16 protein-coding genes are annotated in these 17748 nt (G+C 53.6%); 11 read left to right on the top strand and 5 right to left on the bottom strand.

Features of this window, described 5'->3' with window-relative positions:
- Positions 1-231 precede the first annotated feature (231 nt).
- On the bottom strand, positions 232-885 hold the full coding sequence (locus tag DB48_RS08540; protein ID WP_041509876.1) for an AbiV family abortive infection protein: 654 nt from the start codon (positions 883-885) through the stop codon (positions 232-234).
- A gap of 1101 nt (positions 886-1986) precedes the next feature.
- Here DB48_RS08540 and DB48_RS08535 point away from each other — a divergent pair.
- The 11 genes from DB48_RS08535 (at position 1987) to hemB (ending at position 12358) form a co-directional block, all read left to right on the top strand.
- Positions 1987-3030 (top strand): formimidoylglutamase, encoded by a 1044-nt coding sequence (locus tag DB48_RS08535; protein ID WP_041509875.1) that lies wholly within the window; start codon positions 1987-1989, stop codon positions 3028-3030.
- A gap of 200 nt (positions 3031-3230) precedes the next feature.
- The gene (ubiE, locus tag DB48_RS08530; protein ID WP_041509874.1) at positions 3231-3986 is read left to right on the top strand and encodes a bifunctional demethylmenaquinone methyltransferase/2-methoxy-6-polyprenyl-1,4-benzoquinol methylase UbiE; all 756 of its coding nucleotides are present in this window, start codon (positions 3231-3233) and stop codon (positions 3984-3986) included.
- Positions 3987-4209: 223 nt separating this feature from the next.
- On the top strand, positions 4210-4833 hold the full coding sequence (locus tag DB48_RS08525; protein ID WP_041509873.1) for a ubiquinone biosynthesis accessory factor UbiJ: 624 nt from the start codon (positions 4210-4212) through the stop codon (positions 4831-4833).
- The gene (ubiB, locus tag DB48_RS08520) at positions 4830-6479 is read left to right on the top strand and encodes a ubiquinone biosynthesis regulatory protein kinase UbiB (protein WP_041509872.1); all 1650 of its coding nucleotides are present in this window, start codon (positions 4830-4832) and stop codon (positions 6477-6479) included. The genes DB48_RS08525 and ubiB overlap by 4 nt, the downstream gene beginning before the upstream one ends.
- A gap of 60 nt (positions 6480-6539) precedes the next feature.
- Positions 6540-6770 (top strand): Sec-independent protein translocase subunit TatA, encoded by a 231-nt coding sequence (tatA, locus tag DB48_RS08515; RefSeq protein ID WP_041509871.1) that lies wholly within the window; start codon positions 6540-6542, stop codon positions 6768-6770.
- A 6-nt stretch (positions 6771-6776) separates the two neighbouring features.
- Positions 6777-7175 carry a Sec-independent protein translocase protein TatB gene (tatB, locus tag DB48_RS08510; protein WP_041509870.1) on the top strand — a complete coding sequence of 133 codons (399 nt, stop codon included), beginning with the start codon at positions 6777-6779 and terminating at the stop codon, positions 7173-7175.
- Between the two features lie 3 nt (positions 7176-7178).
- On the top strand, positions 7179-7934 hold the full coding sequence (tatC, locus tag DB48_RS08505; protein ID WP_041509869.1) for a twin-arginine translocase subunit TatC: 756 nt from the start codon (positions 7179-7181) through the stop codon (positions 7932-7934).
- A gap of 111 nt (positions 7935-8045) precedes the next feature.
- A complete protein-coding gene (locus tag DB48_RS08500; RefSeq protein WP_041509868.1) occupies positions 8046-8585 on the top strand; it encodes a hypothetical protein in 540 nt (179 codons plus the stop codon).
- On the top strand, positions 8585-9394 hold the full coding sequence (locus tag DB48_RS08495; RefSeq protein WP_041509867.1) for a TatD family hydrolase: 810 nt from the start codon (positions 8585-8587) through the stop codon (positions 9392-9394). The genes DB48_RS08500 and DB48_RS08495 overlap by 1 nt, the downstream gene beginning before the upstream one ends.
- Positions 9381-11249: a sensor domain-containing diguanylate cyclase gene (locus DB48_RS08490; protein WP_041509866.1), complete on the top strand. Its 1869-nt coding sequence runs from the start codon at positions 9381-9383 to the stop codon at positions 11247-11249. The genes DB48_RS08495 and DB48_RS08490 overlap by 14 nt, the downstream gene beginning before the upstream one ends.
- Positions 11250-11341: 92 nt before the next feature.
- Positions 11342-12358 (top strand): porphobilinogen synthase, encoded by a 1017-nt coding sequence (hemB, locus tag DB48_RS08485; protein WP_041509865.1) that lies wholly within the window; start codon positions 11342-11344, stop codon positions 12356-12358.
- Between the two features lie 234 nt (positions 12359-12592).
- Here hemB and ubiA read toward each other — a convergent pair whose 3' ends face one another.
- The 4 genes from ubiA to DB48_RS08465 all read right to left on the bottom strand — a co-directional run bounded on the left by ubiA (position 12593) and on the right by DB48_RS08465 (position 17731).
- Complete coding sequence (gene ubiA / locus DB48_RS08480; protein ID WP_041509864.1) at positions 12593-13453, bottom strand: 4-hydroxybenzoate octaprenyltransferase; 861 nt, start codon at positions 13451-13453, stop codon at positions 12593-12595.
- A 94-nt stretch (positions 13454-13547) separates the two neighbouring features.
- Positions 13548-15713 carry a DNA helicase II gene (gene uvrD, locus DB48_RS08475; protein ID WP_041509863.1) on the bottom strand — a complete coding sequence of 722 codons (2166 nt, stop codon included), beginning with the start codon at positions 15711-15713 and terminating at the stop codon, positions 13548-13550.
- A 159-nt stretch (positions 15714-15872) separates the two neighbouring features.
- Positions 15873-16808 carry an SPFH domain-containing protein gene (locus tag DB48_RS08470; protein ID WP_041509862.1) on the bottom strand — a complete coding sequence of 312 codons (936 nt, stop codon included), beginning with the start codon at positions 16806-16808 and terminating at the stop codon, positions 15873-15875.
- Positions 16805-17731 carry an SPFH domain-containing protein gene (locus tag DB48_RS08465; RefSeq protein ID WP_041509861.1) on the bottom strand — a complete coding sequence of 309 codons (927 nt, stop codon included), beginning with the start codon at positions 17729-17731 and terminating at the stop codon, positions 16805-16807. The genes DB48_RS08470 and DB48_RS08465 overlap by 4 nt, the downstream gene beginning before the upstream one ends.
- Positions 17732-17748 lie beyond the last annotated feature (17 nt).

Genomic DNA, 17748 nt, shown 5'->3' with positions numbered 1-17748 from the left:
CTACGATTTCATCCCTGAAATCGAAGGCCTCAGCCGTACCTACACCGAGTTATCCACCTCTTCGATTTGACCTTACTGGACATTCAACAAGAGGCAAAAGCTAAGTTGTTTTTGGACAGAAACGCGTTAGAGTATTTGATCAATAACCCCACCAACATGGGTAGTGTCAGCTGGCGGAAAATTTGTTTCAAATTTTATGACAGCTTGCACTATCCCTTATGATTGGCCTTGTTAGTTTCGTTGGCGATTCTTCTTTCTCCAACCGTTATTCTTAATTCCACTCTTGTGGGGCCACTTCAAAAGCTTTTTATAGATCTCATAATCGAACACTTCATCCATGTCCTTGCCACCCTCGAAGTAGAACTCATCCTCTTCGATTCTTGCGCATATTCTGAGCAGCTCATCGTTGATAATTGAAATAAACTGCTTTGCATCTTTTTGTTTGATTTTCCACGGGGTTGAAACCCGACTATCCGTATCAATCTTGCCTCTCGATCGAGACAAGCCAACATAGATTGCATTTTGCTTTTTCTCTTCAAGCTTTCGGCTTTGGATCAGAGAAATAAATTTTGGGGAATAATCATCTGTTTCTCTTGCCACAAAGTTCCACTGCTTTTTTGGATGCAAGTACAGAAGCTTTAGCCACTCTTGCTCAAACTCTGTATCAGGATAACCTTCATTCGTTTCTGATGACCATATATAGTGGTCCACCCAGTTGGCCTTGGAGAATTCCTCCAAAGCCAAGACTGAAAGCTGAAGAGCACTTGGGTAAGAGCCGTTTTCATAGAGCAACACAGAGTCAAAATGAAGACGTATAGTATTTTTCAAGGATTCCGTAGCAATTTTATTCAGCTTGTACTTTGAGATTCCGTCTTCTTTCTTCACTGATACTCCGACTCAGAAACTTACATTTTATTAGTGCACATGCGCGTTTAACTCATTGGACTAGTGAAAACGCACACAGTTAACTATCTGTATGTAATGAAATTATCAGCATTCTGCTAAATACGCCATCTGGAAAAATGCGCATGCGAGTTTTCCAAACCTATTATCTATTCAAGCAATTAACTAAGACACTGACTTTAAACACATTAATTTAAAATCAAATGAGGAAACGCGCACGAAAATAGAATAAAAATCGTCAAAATCCTTATACTCTTAATATGACTGTAAACTTATCTAGTTTTTGATGGGGAGTAATGAATGACATCGATGGGTCTAGATGAAAATTTCTAGGCCAGAAAATCCGTTCGTTACTACTCCACCGACAACTTGTTAACTCATTTTGAGACACAACTAAGCCTGCTTTTTAAGCCACCAGACGCTCCCAACACAACCAAATAGAAGAGACGTTAGATACCCAGTGTAAACACGATTTTGGCCCTCGGCGGCAAGGCCAAAAATGTTCCCTACATTTTTCGGCATTCCCTACATCCATGTAGGTCAGTACCGCCGTGGAGCGTATAGGGATATATCCACAGCGTGCCAAAATAGTGTCTGCACATACGTCGTTCCTTCACGTCCATGTGATCACGGCATTGATACTTCCATGTACAGCACCCGCCGGGCAGGCGTTAAGTAACAGTGAAGGTGCGACCTTCAAACACTTCCCAACAAGCTTTCAGGCAAACATTACAAGCTGAAAATCGAGAATCCTCGAATACCAGATGAAGTCAAATCGAAGAGGCGTTAGATAACAAGTGTAGATACACTGGTGAGCTTCCGTGACAGGGATGTCACGGCAGAGCCTACAGGGAACGTACTTGCGGCGTCTCACAAGGGTATCTGCACATCCCCCGCCGGGCAGGCGTTAAGTCACAATGAAGGTACGACCTGCAAACACTTCCCAAACAAGCATTCGGTTAGAAGCTGCTCAAAAGCAATACAAAAAACTGAAATTTGTGCAGCCCACAAAAAAATCAAACTTTTCTAAATTTTATCCATTAAAATTACCCCACCTCCGCATTAACAACTAAAAACACAAGCATGCAAAACCTGATTCCATTTACCGCCGAACGTTGCCAAGGCTTTGTCGCCAAGCGCGAAGGCGAGACCAAGATAGGCCAGACCCTGCACTGTTATGAGGGCAAGGCGCCGCTCAACGAGCACCTGGCAAAGGCCAAGGCCGACGGGGTGCGCTTCGTCATCTTAGGCATAGGCGAAGATATCGGCCCCAGGGCCAACCTGGGGCGCGGCGGCGCCGTCGATGGGTTCGAGGCCGCCATGGCACAGTTTTGTAACTTCCAGTCGAATCAGTTTCTCGACGGCAGCCACTGCATGGTGCTGGGCCAGATAGCCACCCAAGATCTGCAACTATCAATCGATGCCAGCCCTGAGGCGCTGAGAGACAAGGTCGAACGACTCGATGACAGAGTGATCGACATCGTCAGCCAGATCATGACGGCAGGCCTAGAGCCGATAGTGATCGGCGGCGGGCATAACAACGCCTATGGCCTCTTGATGGCCACCAAGAAGGTAACCGGTCGCCCCGTTGCGGCGGTCAACTTAGATCCCCATTCAGACTTTCGCCCCAGAGAGGGCCGTCACAGCGGCAATGGCTTCAGCTATGCTGCTGCCAGTGGTGCCCTGGGCCACTATCATGTGCTGGGGCTGCACGAGCTGAAAAACAGTCAGCAAACCCTGGAGCAGCTGAGTGCCTTCGGCGGCAAGTGGCACACGCTGCAGGCCATCTGGGTGAGGCGAGAAATCAGCCTGGAGCAGGCGCTGAAGACGATAGTCGATGATCTTAACGGTAGCGATCTGCCGGTGGCGCTGGAGCTGGATCTCGACGCCATCACTAACATGCCCAGTAGCGCCTCGACGGCCGCTGGCATCCCCCTGCTCGATGCCCTCTATTATGTCAATCAGGTGGCCAGCAAGACCCCGGCCGCCTACCTGCATCTGGCCGAGGCGGCCCCCAGCTGTCACGTGGCCGGTGTCGAGGCGGGACGACGGGAAACGGGCCAGAGTATCAGCGAGCTTATCTACGCCTATATTCAGGGACGACAGGCACAACACCCCCTGGGATAAGTCATTCGGCGCATTTGGCATATTGCTAATATTATGCTGTAATGCGCTCCACATTTTTAAACTCTGCGCTATCACGCATTTTTCGATTAATTGTGCGCGGATTATTTACATCGATCACAGAGTGATAGACCAATGATTCAGCAAATTGTGTCAATCACTTACACTCGCGGTTAACAGCAGCAATAAATAGGAAGCCAGTAATGTCAGAGGGCAGCTCAAACAGTACCCACTTTGGATATAAGACGGTCGAAGCAGAGAAGAAGGCAGATCTGGTTGCCGACGTATTTCACTCGGTCGCCGCCAAGTACGACATCATGAACGATGTTATGTCCTTTGGTATTCACCGTCTCTGGAAGCGTTTTACCATTGAGAGTGCGGGTGCACGTCCGGGCATGAAGGTACTGGATCTCGCCGGTGGTACGGGCGATCTTACCGCTAAGTTTTCTCATATCGTGGGCAACACAGGCCAGGTGACCCTAGCCGATATCAACGACTCTATGTTGAAGGTAGGCCGCGAGAAGCTGCGCAATCGTGGTGTGGTGGGTAACGTCAACTATGTGCAGGCAAACGCCGAGGCGCTGCCTTTCCCTGACAACCACTTCGACATCATCACCATCGCCTTCGGCCTACGTAACGTGACCGACAAAGATGCGGCCATCCGCTCTATGCTGCGTGTGCTTAAGCCGGGCGGCAAGCTGCTGATCCTGGAGTTTTCTAAGCCACAGCATGATCTGATGCGTAAAATTTACGACATCTACAGCTTCAAGGTGCTGCCTAAGATGGGCGATATCATCACCCAGGACGCCGGCAGCTATGAGTATCTGGCCGAATCTATCCGTATGCATCCGGACCAGGAGACTCTGAAACAGATGATGGTCGATGCCGGCTTCGAGCAGGTGGAATACACCAACATGACCGACGGTATCGTCGCCCTACACAAGGGTTACAAGTTCTAATACAGGTGCTTATACCTATACTGATACCGCAAGAGGCCCCGCACATTAGGGGCCTTTTTATTTGCTAGCTCTGCCTTGCCCACACATCCCAAATCCTACTGAATAAATTAGCTTTATCCTTAGCCCTTTTACCGCCAGTTTAGTGTAGAATAGCGACAAATTTGCGCCGTCATCATTTGATGACGAGCCCAGCAGCCAACGATTCACAGGTCTTAGGTAACGCATGAAACGTGAAATTGCATTGCTGATCTGTGCGGCCCTCGAAACCGCACTCAAAAAAGTGACTCAGCAGTCTCCCGGCGCCTACGCCAAGCTCCACAACCTGCAGGGGCGGGTACTCTGCCTCGAACTCAGCCAACTGGGCTGGCCCATCTATCTACTCTTTGCCAAAGAGATTCAGGTATTCAGCCATTATGATGGCGAGGTAACCACTAAGGTGAATGCCGACCTGACCACCCTTTACCGGCTGACCGAAGGCGCCAACCTCACCGAGCTGATCAAACAAGACAAGCTCACCCTGGAGGGGGATCTCAACCTGCTGCAAAGCTTTAGCCACTTCATGCAGCAGGTGGAGTTTGATTTTGCCGAGCCATTGTCACGCTACATTGGCGACGCACCGACCCATCTGCTGACCCAGGGCGCAAAGCAGCTGAAACAACAGCTGAGTCAGGTAATTAGCAAGAGCTGGGATCACATGGGACAACTGACCTCGGAAGAGTATCGCCTGAGCCCACATAAGCTAGAACTTGTTCATTTTAGTGATAGAATCGAGCAACTTGAGGCCGATACCGACGCCTTAAGCCAACGGATTGAGCGACTCATAAACAAGGCAAACGGCAACAGATGACAATCAAAAGCATGCGGCGCGCATACCAGGTCGTAAAGACGGTACTTCAATATGGTCTGGACGATCTGATCCCCGCTAAGCTCAAACCCTGGTATTTCAGGCTGCTACGCTGGAGCTTCTTCTGGCTCACCAATCAACATAAAGACAAGGTAGGCGGCGAACGCCTCAAGCTGGCGATGCAGGAGCTGGGCCCCGTTTACATCAAGTTTGGTCAGATGTTATCGACCCGCCGCGATCTGCTGAGCGATGAATGGGCCGAAGAGCTGGCCATGCTGCAAGACAGGGTGCCGCCCTTCGACTCCGCCATCGCCCGCGCCCAGATAGAGGCCGAGCTCGGCGCCCCCATAGAGACCTACTTCGACAATTTCGACGACACACCATTGGCCTCGGCATCGATCTCTCAGGTACACACCGCCACCCTCAAGTCTAATGGCGAAGAGGTGGTGCTCAAGGTGCTCAGACCCAATGTGGAAGAGAAGGTCCATGCCGACCTGCTGCTGATGAGCCAGAGTGCCCAGGTGTTAGAGACCCTGTTAGGCCATGGCAACCGCCTGCGCCCCGCCGAGGTGGTGGAAGACTATCGCACCACCATAGAGGGTGAGCTTAACCTCAAGCTCGAGGCACTCAACGCCATCAAGCTGAGAAACAACTTTATCGACTCGGGCGCCCTCTACATCCCTAAGATGTATGAAGAGTTTTGCTTTACCCGCCTCATCGTCATGGAGCGCATCTATGGCGTGCCCGTGTCAGATAGGGCGGCGCTGGAGGCCCAGGGCACTAATCTGAAGCTGCTCGCAGAGCGCGGCGTCGAGCTGTTCTTTACCCAGGTGTTTCGCGACAACTTTTTCCATGCCGACATGCATCCGGGCAACATCTTTGTCAGTACAGAGCATCCGGAAGATCCCTTCTACATAGGGCTGGACTGCGGCATCATGGGCACCCTGTCGGAGCAGGATAAGCGCTACCTGGCGGAGAACTTCCTCGCCTTCTTCAACCGCGACTATACCCGCATCGCCCAGCTCTATATCGAGTCGGGCTGGGTGGCTGCCGATACCGACTTAGTGGCCTTCGAGCAGGCGATAAAGGTGGTGTGCGAGCCCATGTTTAACAAGCCGCTGGATGAGATCTCCTTCGGCCATGTGTTGCTGGAGCTGTTTCGTACCGCGCGCCGCTTCGACATGGTGGTACAGCCTCAGTTGGTGTTGCTGGAGAAGACCCTGCTCTATATCGAGGGCCTGGGGCGTCAGCTCTACCCTCAGCTGGATCTCTGGAAGACCGCCAAGCCTTTCCTCGAAGGCTGGATGGCCGAGCAGATGGGTCCTGTTGGCATGGCGAAGAAGATCAAGAAGCAGTTCCCCTACTGGACAGATAAGCTGCCAGAGCTGCCAGAACTGGTGTATGACAACCTGAAAATGGGCAAAAATTTCGTCAATAGCCAGAATCAACTGCTGGATCGCTACCTAAAGCAGCAACAAAAAGCCCATAAAAGCAACTACCTTTTGATCACATCAGCAGTTTTAGTGATCTGTGGCAGTATTTTGTTTTCTCAAGACGCTACACTATGGGCCTCTTATGCTTGTATCGGCATCGGTGCAACCTTGTGGTTACTCGGATGGCGATCTAGACCAAAGAATCGCAAATTTTAGCTAGCACTAAATAACCAAAGGTTCATAATAGAACCAGTATTACATCAAGAGGAAAGTTACATGGGTGGCATCAGTATTTGGCAACTTCTTATCATTGCTTTAATTGTTGTTTTGCTTTTCGGAACTAAGAAATTGCGCTCTTTAGGTGGTGACCTCGGCGGTGCTGTTAAGGGCTTCAAGAATGCCATGTCTTCTGAAGAAGAGAAGAAGGCAATCGAAGACACAAGCGCAGAAAAAACTGCTCAGACTGAAGAAAAAAAGACTGAGTCCAAGGATAAAGAACAGGCGTAATTCCTTATGTTCGACGGTATCGGCTTTATGGAGCTGCTGTTGATTGGTATTTTGGGGCTGGTTGTACTCGGCCCCGAAAGACTACCGGTCGCAGTGCGCTCAATTACAGGCTGGATTCGTGCCATGAAACGCATGGCTAACTCGGTAAAAGATGAGTTGGAGCAAGAGCTTAAGATTGAGCAGCTACATGCCGATCTCAAGAAGGCAGAAAATCAGGGCCTGAAAAACCTCTCCCCCGAGTTACAGGATTCAATCGATCAATTAAAAGAAGCAGCCCAATCTGTTAATCGTCCCTATAAGGTAGAAGATATTGCCACTGGCAGCGACAATGCCAGCAGCGAGGATAAACCTGCAGCGACCACGACAGCCAAGGCCAGCAATTCAACCGAAAAATCTGACGGGTAGTTCATGTCGCAACAGCAGCCGTTAATCAGCCACTTGCTTGAGTTACGCAACAAGTTGCTCAAGGCCATTGGCAGTGTCCTTCTGGTCTTTATCTGCCTGGTCTACTGGGCAAACGATATCTATCACTACATGGCGACGCCGCTTATGCAGGCGCTACCCGAGTCCAGTAGTATGATTGCGACGGATGTGGCCGCGCCCTTCTTCGCCCCCTTTAAGCTCACGCTGATCCTGGCGTTTTTTATCGCCATTCCCTATGTCTTGTACCAGATCTGGTCGTTTATCGCGCCAGGCCTCTACAAGCATGAGAAGCGTTTGATGCTGCCGCTACTGGCGAGCAGTACCTTACTCTTCTATCTGGGTATCGCCTTCACCTACTACATAGTGTTTCCCGTGGTGTTCGGCTTCTTTACCAGCGTGGCGCCCGAAGGGGTACAGGTGGCGACCGATATCAGTAGCTACCTGAGCTTCGTGCTCAAGCTGTTCTTCGCCTTCGGTCTGGCATTCGAGATCCCGATCGCCGTTATCCTGCTCTGTTGGGCGGGAGTCACCACGGTTGAAGATCTCAGGGCGAAACGTCCCTATATTGTTGTCGGCGCCTTCGTCGTCGGCATGCTGTTAACGCCGCCGGATATCATCTCGCAAACCATGTTGGCCGTCCCTATGCTGATATTGTTTGAGGGGGGATTGATTGCCGCGCGTTTCTACAGTAAAAAGGACTCTGACGAAGACGAGCTCTCCGAGCAAGACAGCCCAGAGTAATAACGCAGAATCTTGCTTCAAGCTATCCGGTAACGGATAGCTTGTTGTTATTTTTTACCCCGTCACCTGCCTGTCTCGCCGCGAGCCCTCCATAATAAAAAGGAACTCTCTATGCGCTTAAGTTTTGCGGCACCAACCAGCTGGATAGCACTCTCCACTCTACTCTTCTCACTCAATGCCTCTGCCGGTATCGAGCAGCAACTCAGCCAATGTGCGGCCAAACAGGACAAGCTAGACAGGCTGATCTGCTACGACAAGCTGGCCGCCAAGGTCGGTAACAAGGCGCAAAGCAGCAAGCATGTCGCCCCCGTCTCTAAGTCTGCACCGACACCACAACCTAAACCTGCACCACAGGCGGCCGCCGTGGTAGCCAGCACACCCGCTTCGGCAGAAGCCAGTTTCGGTAAGGTGTATAAGGAAGAAGTCACCGAAGTCGAAAAGATTGTCATGACGGTCGAGTCGGTGAAGAAGAATCCCCGTGGTATCCTGACCATCAGCTTCGACAATGGCCAGGTCTGGAAACAGAATGACACCAATCGCTTCAAGGTTAAGGCAGGTGAGAGCGTGTATATCGAAAAGGGCGCCCTAGGTTCTTTCCTCATGGGTAAAGATGACACTAACGCCACCATCAGGGTTAAGCGCATCGACTAATGCCCAGCTACATAGACATAGCTGTCAACCTGGTTGGCAGCCCGTTAGAACAAGAGTGTGACACGCTAATCAGTGATGCGGCGGCCCAAGGGGTATCGCCGCTCATTGTTATTGGCTCCAGCCTAGATGAGAGTCAGCAGGCGAACGACTGCGCCGCCCGTTATCCAAACGCCCTCTACACCACGGCGGGAGTGCATCCGCATCACGCCAGCGAGTGGGATGCCAGCAGCCGCGATCGGCTCACCCAGCTAGCGAAGCAGACCGGCGTCGTGGCCGTCGGCGAGTGTGGCCTGGACTATAATCGCGACTTCTCACCCAGGCCGAAACAGCGTGAGGCCTTCGAGGCGCAGCTAGCCCTAGCCGTCGAACTCGAGATGCCCGTGCTGATGCATGAGCGCGATGCCCACGAGGACTTTGCCGCCATCTTGCAGGCCTATCGCCCACAACTAAAGGGCGCCCTGCTGCACTGCTTTACCGGCAATCGTGCCAGCCTGGAACGATATATCGAGCTGGATCTGCACCTGGGGATCACCGGCTGGGTGTGTGATGAGCGCCGTGGCCAGGAGCTGGCCGAACTGGTGGCCGATATTCCAAGTCATCGCATCATGATAGAGACCGACAGCCCCTATCTGCTGCCCCGCAGCATGCGTCCCAAGCCAAAATCGAGCAAGAACAAACCTCAGTACCTGCCTTACATCGCCAGGGTCATCGCCGATCTCAGGGGCGAGTCTGAACAGGCCTTTGCCCGTCAGGCCTATCACAATAGCTGCGCCTTCTTCGGCATAGAAGAGGACTATGAACCCATTTAAGCTATTGCTCCTGCTGATCACCCTGAGTTTCCCCGGCTTTAGCCAGGGCGAGTCGCTGCTGGCGGTCAACAGAGACCAGTCGATCCAGCTCACCTCCTGGCTCTATTATATTCAGGATGACAGCCTGACGACGCTGGAGCAGGTCAGCAAGCAGAGCAGTCATCGCTGGCAGCGGCTGACTCCTGAGTTTAATCAGCACCTTGGGGTCAAACCTTTCTGGGTCAAGTTCAGCCTCTATAACGCGACCCAGAGCCAGATGCGACGCTATCTTAAGCTGGGTAACCCGCACTTAGATAAGATAGACCTGTATCACCTGCAGACGGGTCAACCCACGGTGCACCTTGAGATGGGTGACAGCCTGCCCTTTCGTCAGCGCCCCATCATCAACAATGACTTTCTCTACCGTTTCGAGCTGACGCCGGAGCGGGTGCACACCTTCTACATAAGGATAGAGAGTAAGGGCAGTGCCAACCTGCCTATCTCGCTGCTGTCACCAGACCATATCGTCAAGGCCACTGAGACGCAGTCCCTCTACCAGGGATTCCAGCTGGGCGCCCTGATGGCGATTGGCCTGTTTAGCCTGTTTATCGCACTCACCTCGCGCTCCTACAGTTACAGCTACTATTCGGGCTATGTGCTGTCAGCCACACTTCTGGTCGCCAGCCTGCATGGTCTCTCCTTCAGGTATCTCTGGCCCAACTGGCCTGTGTTACAGGCGATCATGGTGCCGATACTTATCCCTATCGCCCTCACCTTCGTGCTGATGTTTTCCGAGAAGGTGTTGCAGCTCAAGTACCACAACCTCAAGATGCTGAGAGTGTGCCGCTACGGCGCCGCCACCGGCTTGTTGCTCACGCTAATCACGCCGTTTTTAAGTTACTCGGTGGCGCTCAAGGTCAATATCATTGCGGTATTGATCACCACCAGCATACTGATGCTCATCGCCCTGCTGCTGAGCCTGCGAGGCCATAAGCTGGCCAGACTCTACACCCTGGCCTGGTCTGGGATGCTGATAGGCTCGTTCGTCACCGCCATGATGTACCTGGGGGTCATCTACCTGCCCATCATGCATCAGACGCCTATCATGGTCGGCCTGAGTTTCGAAATCGTCTTCATGGCGGCCGTGCTGGCGATCCGCTATAACGATGAGCGCAAGGCCAAGCTCAAGATCCAGCAGGAGGCCTTACTGCAAGCCCAGCGAATACGCCAGGCCCGCGAAGAGGCCCTCAAGGCCGAGGCCGACACCAACGAACGCCTGGAACAGATGGTGCAGGAGCGCACCTTAGAGCTCGAGATCGCACTTCGAGAATTAAATGAGGCCAACCAGAAACTTACCGAGCAAAACACGGTCGATAGTCTCACAGGCGTGAAAAATCGCGCCGCCTTCGAGAAACGCCTGCAGGCCGAGGGCCGCCTGAGTCGCCGCCAGCAGACACCGCTGGCGATCCTGATGATAGATATCGACCACTTCAAGGCGATCAACGATACCTATGGCCACCTGGCAGGGGATCAGACGCTCAAGAGCATTGCCCAGGCGTTAAAGGCAAAATTAAGGCGCCCAAGTGATCTGGTGTCACGTTTCGGTGGCGAAGAGTTTGCTATGATACTGCCCAACACCTCCTCAGACGGGGCTCAGCAGGTGGCAGAGCTGATGCGCAGCACTGTCAGTCAGTTACCCCTGGCATGGGGAGAGCAGGCTATTCCGCTCACCATCAGTATCGGGATCTGCGCCGAAGTGATCGTCGATGATCAGCACACTCAGCTGCTGGTCGACCAGGCAGACAAGGCACTCTATCGTGCCAAGCATGAGGGCCGAAATCGCGTTTGCGTCTATTCGCCCGAACTCGAAGAATAAAATTAACCGACTTAGCGGCTATGCGCCATCTAGCCATGTGCAGTGAAGCGTGTAGCCCAATAAAGCAAGCAACCCTAAATTAGGAGTCGAATGTGAACATCATTACCAGTGCTTTCCCTCAGCGCAGAATGCGCCGCATGCGTAAACACGATTTTAGTCGCCGTCTGATGGCCGAAAACCAGCTATCGGTCAACGACTTGATCTACCCAATGTTCGTGCTCGAAGGTAATAACCGTACTGAGCAGGTCGCTTCAATGCCTGGCATCGAGCGCTACTCAATCGATCTATTGCTCAAGGAAGCGGAAGAATTAGTCAAGCTGGGGATCCCATTAGTGGCGCTGTTCCCTGTGACCCCAGCCGAGAAGAAGACCCTGATGGCCGAAGAGGCCTACAACGCCGATGCCTTGGCGCAGCGCGCGGTGCGCGCCCTGAAAGAAGCCTTCCCCGAGCTTGGGGTCATGACAGACGTGGCGCTGGATCCCTTCACCACTCATGGTCAGGACGGCATCATCGATGAAGATGGCTATATCCTGAATGACATCACCACTGAGATCCTGGTGAAGCAGGCACTGTCTCATGCAGAGGCCGGTGCCGATATCGTCGCGCCATCTGACATGATGGATGGCCGCATCGGCGCCATTCGTCAGGCGCTTGAAGAAGCGGGCCATGTGAATACCCAGATCATGGCGTATTCGGCCAAATACTCCTCAAACTACTATGGTCCCTTCCGTGATGCGGTTGGCTCTGCCGGCAACCTCAAGGGCGGCAATAAGCACAGCTACCAGATGGACCCGGCCAACAGCGACGAGGCGCTACACGAAGTCGCCCTGGATATCCAGGAAGGCGCCGACATGGTGATGGTCAAGCCAGGCATGCCATACCTGGATATCGTTAACCGCGTTAAGACAGAGCTGGCGGTACCAACTTTTGCCTATCAGGTGAGCGGTGAGTACGCCATGCACATGGCTGCCATCGAGAATGGTTGGTTGGCCGAGAAGGCGATCGTCATGGAGTCACTGCTGTGCTTCAAACGAGCAGGTGCCGACGGTATCCTCACCTACTTCGCCAAGCGTGCGGCCCAGTGGCTGAAAGAAGCCGACAACAAGTAATATCAATCACAGTCAGTAGGTGATCATAAATAGCGCAGCAAAAACGCTAGAAAACCAAGCAGGATTTTTAGATAAGTGGTTATTCTACAATTAAAAATTGCTAGTACCCTTATCGAGCGTTTTAACAAGCTAGCATGATCAATTATTGATTACGATTGGTATGAGACCTACCTTGATCCAAAAAAAAAGCCAGTGACTTGGGTCGCTGGCTTTTTTGTTCTTACCCTGAAGGGATTAGATGAGGTAATCGGCGCCGAGAGCCACAAACAGCGTCATGCCGGCCCAGTTGTTGTTTAAGAAGGCCTGCAGGCAGGGCGCGCGCTCGCGATCGAAGATCAATTTCTGCTGATAGAGACCAAAGCCGATAAAGGTGAGGATCCCCAGGGCAAACACCAAGCCACGATCGGCACTGAGGCCGGCCATGACAAAACAGCCTAGGGCCGCCAGTTGAAACAGACCTATGATCTGACGGTCGAGGTCGCCAAATAGAATCGCCGTCGACTTGATACCCACCTTGAGGTCGTCGTCTCTGTCCACCATGGCATACATGGTGTCGTAGGCCACTGTCCAGCACCAGTTGGCGGCAAACAGCCACCAGGCTTCTACGGGCACCTCACCAAGCTGCGCCGCATAGGCCATAGGAATCGACCAGCTCCACACCACGCCGAGGAACATCTGCGGCATGTTGGTAAAGCGCTTGGTAAAGGGATAGATGATGGTCAATATGATGCCGACGAAGGAGAGCTGCACCACCAGAGGATTGAGCATCAACACCAGGCCAAAGGCTAACAGGCCCAGCACCACAAACAGAATAAGCGCCTCTTTGACCGTCACCTCGCCACTGGCCAGGGGACGACTCTTGGTACGCTCAACATGGGAGTCCAGCTTGCGGTCGGCATAATCGTTGATGATACAGCCGCAGGCACGCATCACCACCACACCGATAACGAAGATGATCAACACCTTAAGATCCGGCATGCCACCGGCGGCCAGCACCAGCGCCATCAGGCATGGCCATAACAACAAAAAGGTTCCTATGGGCCTGTCCATCCGTGCCAGACGCAAATAGGCGTCCAATTTATCCCTTAAGCTCATTTTCTAGGCTCTCCTAACGACTGCTTTGGCCTTTATCATTACTTGGCATTATGACTGACGCCCTTAGAGTTTCAAGCGCTTTATCAACGCAGTTCTACAGCGTCTCCAAACGCGCATAGGCCACCACCAGCCACTTGCTGCCCACGTCGAGAAAATCGACCTGGACTCTGGCCTGGGCACCGCTACCCTCGAAGTTTGTCACCTTACCCTCACCAAACTTAGGGTGGTTCACCCGCTGGCCGATATTGAAGCCGGAGTCGTTAAAGGAAGCCTGCGCCTGACTGAACCTGTTAGTGCTGGCAGGCGCGGTAACGCTGGTCCTCATGCGGATCTCCTGCACATAGTCGTCAGGGATCTCCTTGATGAAACGCGACGGACGAGCATAGTTTTCCCGGCCATAGATGCGGCGTGACTCGGCGTAGGTGATATAGAGCTGCTTCATGGCACGGGTCATGCCCACGTAACAGAGGCGGCGCTCCTCATCGAGCCTGTCGCCCTCATCCATCGCCATCTGGCTGGGGAATATCCCCTCCTCAACCCCCGCCATGAAGACCATGGGGAACTCCAGGCCCTTGGCCGAGTGCAGTGTCATCAGCTGCACGGCGTCGGTGAAGGCATCGGCCTGCCCCTCGCCTGCCTCTAGAGCCGCATGGGAGAGGAAGGCGTTCAGCTCGCCCATGTCTTCGAGGTCTTCCGGCATCACGAAGGTGCGCGCCGCGGTGACCAGCTCTTCTAAGTTTTCTACCCTGGCACGGGCCTTCTCGCCCTTCTCTGCCTCGTACATGGCCTTGAGGCCAGAGGCCTGGATCACATGGTCTGTCATGCGGTGCAGCGACTGCTCCTCAGTCTCCTGCTGCAGGGTGACGATAAGATCCATGAAGCCTCGTACCGCGTTGGCGGCCCGGCCCGAGAGCACCTTCTCATCGAGCAGACGCAGACAGGTCTGCCACAGGGTCAGCTCCTGCTGACGCGCCGTACTGCGCAGGATCTCCAGGGTACGATCGCCTATGCCGCGGGTCGGCGTGTTGATGATACGCTCGAAGGCGGCATCGTCGTTCTTGTTGCTGATCAGCCGCATATACCCCATGGCGTCCTTGATCTCCTGACGCTCGAAGAAGCGCAGACCGCCGTAGATGCGATAGGCCATCCCCTTGTGCAGCAGCGCCTCTTCCAGCACCCGCGACTGGGCGTTGGAACGATAGAGGATGGCACAATCGCTGAGATTGCCGCCCATGTCCTGCCAGTCGGTGATGCGCCCGACGATGAAGCGGGCCTCATCCATCTCGTTGAAGGCGCAGTACAGGCCTATCTTCTCGCCTGCCTGATCTTCGGTCCACAGCTTCTTACCCAGTCGGTCCGGATTGTTGGCGATCAGCTCGTTGGAGGCGTTAAGAATGTTGCCGCTGGAGCGGTAATTCTGCTCCAGGCGTATGGTCTGGGCCGCCGGGAAGTCCTGCAGGAACTTATGCAGGTTCTCCACCTGGGCACCGCGCCAGCCATAGATGGACTGGTCATCATCGCCGACGATCATCACGTTGGCCGTGCTGCCCGCGAGCACACGGATCCAGGCGTACTGGATGGCGTTGGTGTCCTGAAACTCGTCCACCAGTATGTTCTTGAAGCGCTCCTGATAGTGCTCGAGAATATGGGGCTTGTTGAGCCAGAGCTCATGGGCCCTTAGCAAGATCTCGGCAAAGTCCACCAGGCCAGCGCGATCGCAAGACTCCTGATACACCTGATAAATCTTCAGCAGGTTCTGCTCTATGGGGAAGCCACCGGCGTCGATATGCTTGGGTCTTAGCCCCTGATCTTTCTTACCGTTGATATAGCCCTGGGCCTGGCGTGGCGGATACTGTTTCTCATCCAGATTCAGGCTCTTGAGGATCCGCTTGATCAGCCTAAGCTGATCATCCGAGTCGAGAATTTGGAAGCTCTGGGGCAAGTTGGCGTCTTGATAATGGGTGCGCAGCAGGCGATGGGCCAAGCCATGGAAGGTGCCGATCCACATGCGGCCCATGTTGCTGCCGCTAACCTTCTCCACACGCTCGCGCATCTCGGCCGCGGCCTTGTTGGTAAAGGTCACCGCCAGAATAGAATAGGGACTCTGCTGCTCTACCTGCATCAGCCAAGCGATACGGTGGGTCAGTACCCGGGTCTTACCGCTGCCCGCGCCCGCCAGCACCAGCATGCTAGATTGTGGTGCGCCGACGGCCTCGCGCTGTTTATCGTTTAAGCCGTCGAGTAAAGAAGATACGTCCATTCTTGCCTCCAAAAAATCAGGCGGCAAGTATAACAGGAGGCGTAGCCCGATCCTACCGTCGCCCGTATTCCTAAGCGGTCGTCACACTAAAACTGCAAGTAAAAAAAAGCCCAGGCTAAGGCTTGGGCTTTTAGGGATAGGTCGGGGGTTAGGCGAGGCTTAGTCCTTGCTCTCCTCCAGCCCTATGCTGTCCATCCAGTGATCGAAGTCCATCATGTTGCCCGGCAGGACAATCTTGTTGGCGCTGTTAGTCAGGCCGTCGAACTGCTTGAGGTACTGGGCACCGAGCTGCATACGCACCACATTCTTACCGCCGGGCGCCGACACCACCTGGGCCATGCGCTCGATAGACTCGGCCGTCGCCTTGGCGATGGTGAGGATCTCCTCCGCCTTACCCTCGGCCTCGTTGATCCGCTTTTGCATCTCACCCTCTGAGCGGTTGATCATCTCGGCCTTGACCCCTTCGGAGCGATTGATCTTGCTCTGCTTGTCACCCTCGCTCTTGGCCAGTAAGGCGCGGCGTTCACGCTCGGCGTTCACCTGCATCTCCATGGCGTTCTTCACCGTCTCAGGAGGGGCGATATTCTTGATCTCATATCTGTGTACCCGGATCCCCCAGGTAGCACCGGCCTGATCCAGCACCTCGACCACCTTGGCGCTGATCACGTCACGCTCCTCGAAGGTGCGGTCGAGATCTAGGGTGCCAATGACAGATCGGGTCGTGGTCTGCGCCAGCTGAATGGCGGCGAAACGGTAGTCGGTCACGCCGTAGCTGGCCTTTACCGGATCCACCACGGAGATATAGATCACCCCATCTACCTCGACGTTGACCTCGTCGCTGGAGAAACACTCCTGAGGCGGCACGTCTATGGTTTCCTCTTTAAGGTCATGCATGTATGCCACCTTATCGATGAAAGGCACCAGGGCGTGGAAGCCGGCGTCCAGGGTGGTGTGATACTTACCCAGACGCTCGACGATATAGGCCGACTTGGTAGGCACCAGACGAATCGACTGGAACAGCTTGATGATGAAGATGGCGAAGATCAGTCCCCAGATCCCCAATACGATTAAATCTGTGTTGATACCTGCGATCATGCGCGACCTCCTTTTACCTGACCCACACTCTGAGTCACCTGCTCCATGCCCTCAAAGAAACCTTCCAGCTTGGCCATCTCGGCCGGCACCACAGAAATATCGGCTTCGTTGAGTATCTTGCCAACCTGATTGATGAACTGCTCCTTAAGCTGCATATTCATCGCCTCGTTACCGCCTTCGAGCGCCAATGCCTCGGAGACAAGGGTCATGGCTTCCGCCTTGGCACGGGCAACGATGGCAATCTCCTGGGCCGTACCCTTGGCCTCGTTGATCCGCTTCTGCTTCTCACCCTCCGACAGGTTGATCGCCTCCTGACGCTCGCCCTCTGAGAGGTTAATCATCGCCGCCTTCTCGGCATTGGCCAGGGTGATCTCGGCGCGCTTGCTGCGTTCGGCCTCCATCTGCTTTTCCAGGGTGTGGATCACCTTGAAAGATGGCGTAATGTTTTTGATCTCATACCTGAGTACCTTGATCCCCCAGGGATCGGACGCCTTATCGATCTCACGCACGATAGATTCGTTGAGGCTGTCTCGCTCGGAGAAGGTCTCACTCAGACTCAGCTTACCTATCTCGGAGCGCATTGTGGTCTGCGCCAGGTTCACCGCCGCGCGGCGATAATCTTCGATACCATAGCTGGCCAGCTTGCCGTCCATCACCTTGAGATAGACCAGGCCGTCGACCTCTAGCTGAGTGTTGTCTTTCGAGATACAACTCTGTGGCGGCACATCCAGCACCTGTTCACGTGTGTCGTGTCGGTAGGCGACACGGTCGAAGAAAGGGATCAGAAAGTGAAAACCAGGCTGTAATACCACCCGGAACTTGCCCAGGCGCTCGATAACGTGTACCTCGCGCATAGGCACGATCAACAACAGGTTATAAAGAATAAAAAAAACGAAGAGTATTAATAAGGTAAATTCGAACATAGATTCCATCCTGTAAA

Source organism: Shewanella sp. cp20 (genome assembly GCF_000832025.1).
GTDB lineage: Bacteria > Pseudomonadota > Gammaproteobacteria > Enterobacterales > Shewanellaceae > Shewanella.
The sequence above is the reverse complement of the archived record's forward strand: the minus strand, read 5'-3'. Positions and strand labels throughout refer to the sequence as shown.

What these genes read in the sequence shown, in the direction of transcription:
- DB48_RS08535 (WP_041509875.1), top strand. Translation starts at nt 1,987, where the DNA reads ATGCAAAACCTGATTCCATTTACCGCCGAACGTTGCCAAGGCTTTGTC.
- ubiE (WP_041509874.1), top strand. Translation starts at nt 3,231, where the DNA reads ATGTCAGAGGGCAGCTCAAACAGTACCCACTTTGGATATAAGACGGTC.
- DB48_RS08525 (WP_041509873.1), top strand. Translation starts at nt 4,210, where the DNA reads ATGAAACGTGAAATTGCATTGCTGATCTGTGCGGCCCTCGAAACCGCA.
- ubiB (WP_041509872.1), top strand. Translation starts at nt 4,830, where the DNA reads ATGACAATCAAAAGCATGCGGCGCGCATACCAGGTCGTAAAGACGGTA.
- tatA (WP_041509871.1), top strand. Translation starts at nt 6,540, where the DNA reads ATGGGTGGCATCAGTATTTGGCAACTTCTTATCATTGCTTTAATTGTT.
- tatB (WP_041509870.1), top strand. Translation starts at nt 6,777, where the DNA reads ATGTTCGACGGTATCGGCTTTATGGAGCTGCTGTTGATTGGTATTTTG.
- tatC (WP_041509869.1), top strand. Translation starts at nt 7,179, where the DNA reads ATGTCGCAACAGCAGCCGTTAATCAGCCACTTGCTTGAGTTACGCAAC.
- DB48_RS08500 (WP_041509868.1), top strand. Translation starts at nt 8,046, where the DNA reads ATGCGCTTAAGTTTTGCGGCACCAACCAGCTGGATAGCACTCTCCACT.
- DB48_RS08495 (WP_041509867.1), top strand. Translation starts at nt 8,585, where the DNA reads ATGCCCAGCTACATAGACATAGCTGTCAACCTGGTTGGCAGCCCGTTA.
- DB48_RS08490 (WP_041509866.1), top strand. Translation starts at nt 9,381, where the DNA reads ATGAACCCATTTAAGCTATTGCTCCTGCTGATCACCCTGAGTTTCCCC.
- ubiA (WP_041509864.1), bottom strand. Translation starts at nt 13,453, where the DNA reads ATGAGCTTAAGGGATAAATTGGACGCCTATTTGCGTCTGGCACGGATG.
- uvrD (WP_041509863.1), bottom strand. Translation starts at nt 15,713, where the DNA reads ATGGACGTATCTTCTTTACTCGACGGCTTAAACGATAAACAGCGCGAG.
- DB48_RS08470 (WP_041509862.1), bottom strand. Translation starts at nt 16,808, where the DNA reads ATGATCGCAGGTATCAACACAGATTTAATCGTATTGGGGATCTGGGGA.
- DB48_RS08465 (WP_041509861.1), bottom strand. Translation starts at nt 17,731, where the DNA reads ATGTTCGAATTTACCTTATTAATACTCTTCGTTTTTTTTATTCTTTAT.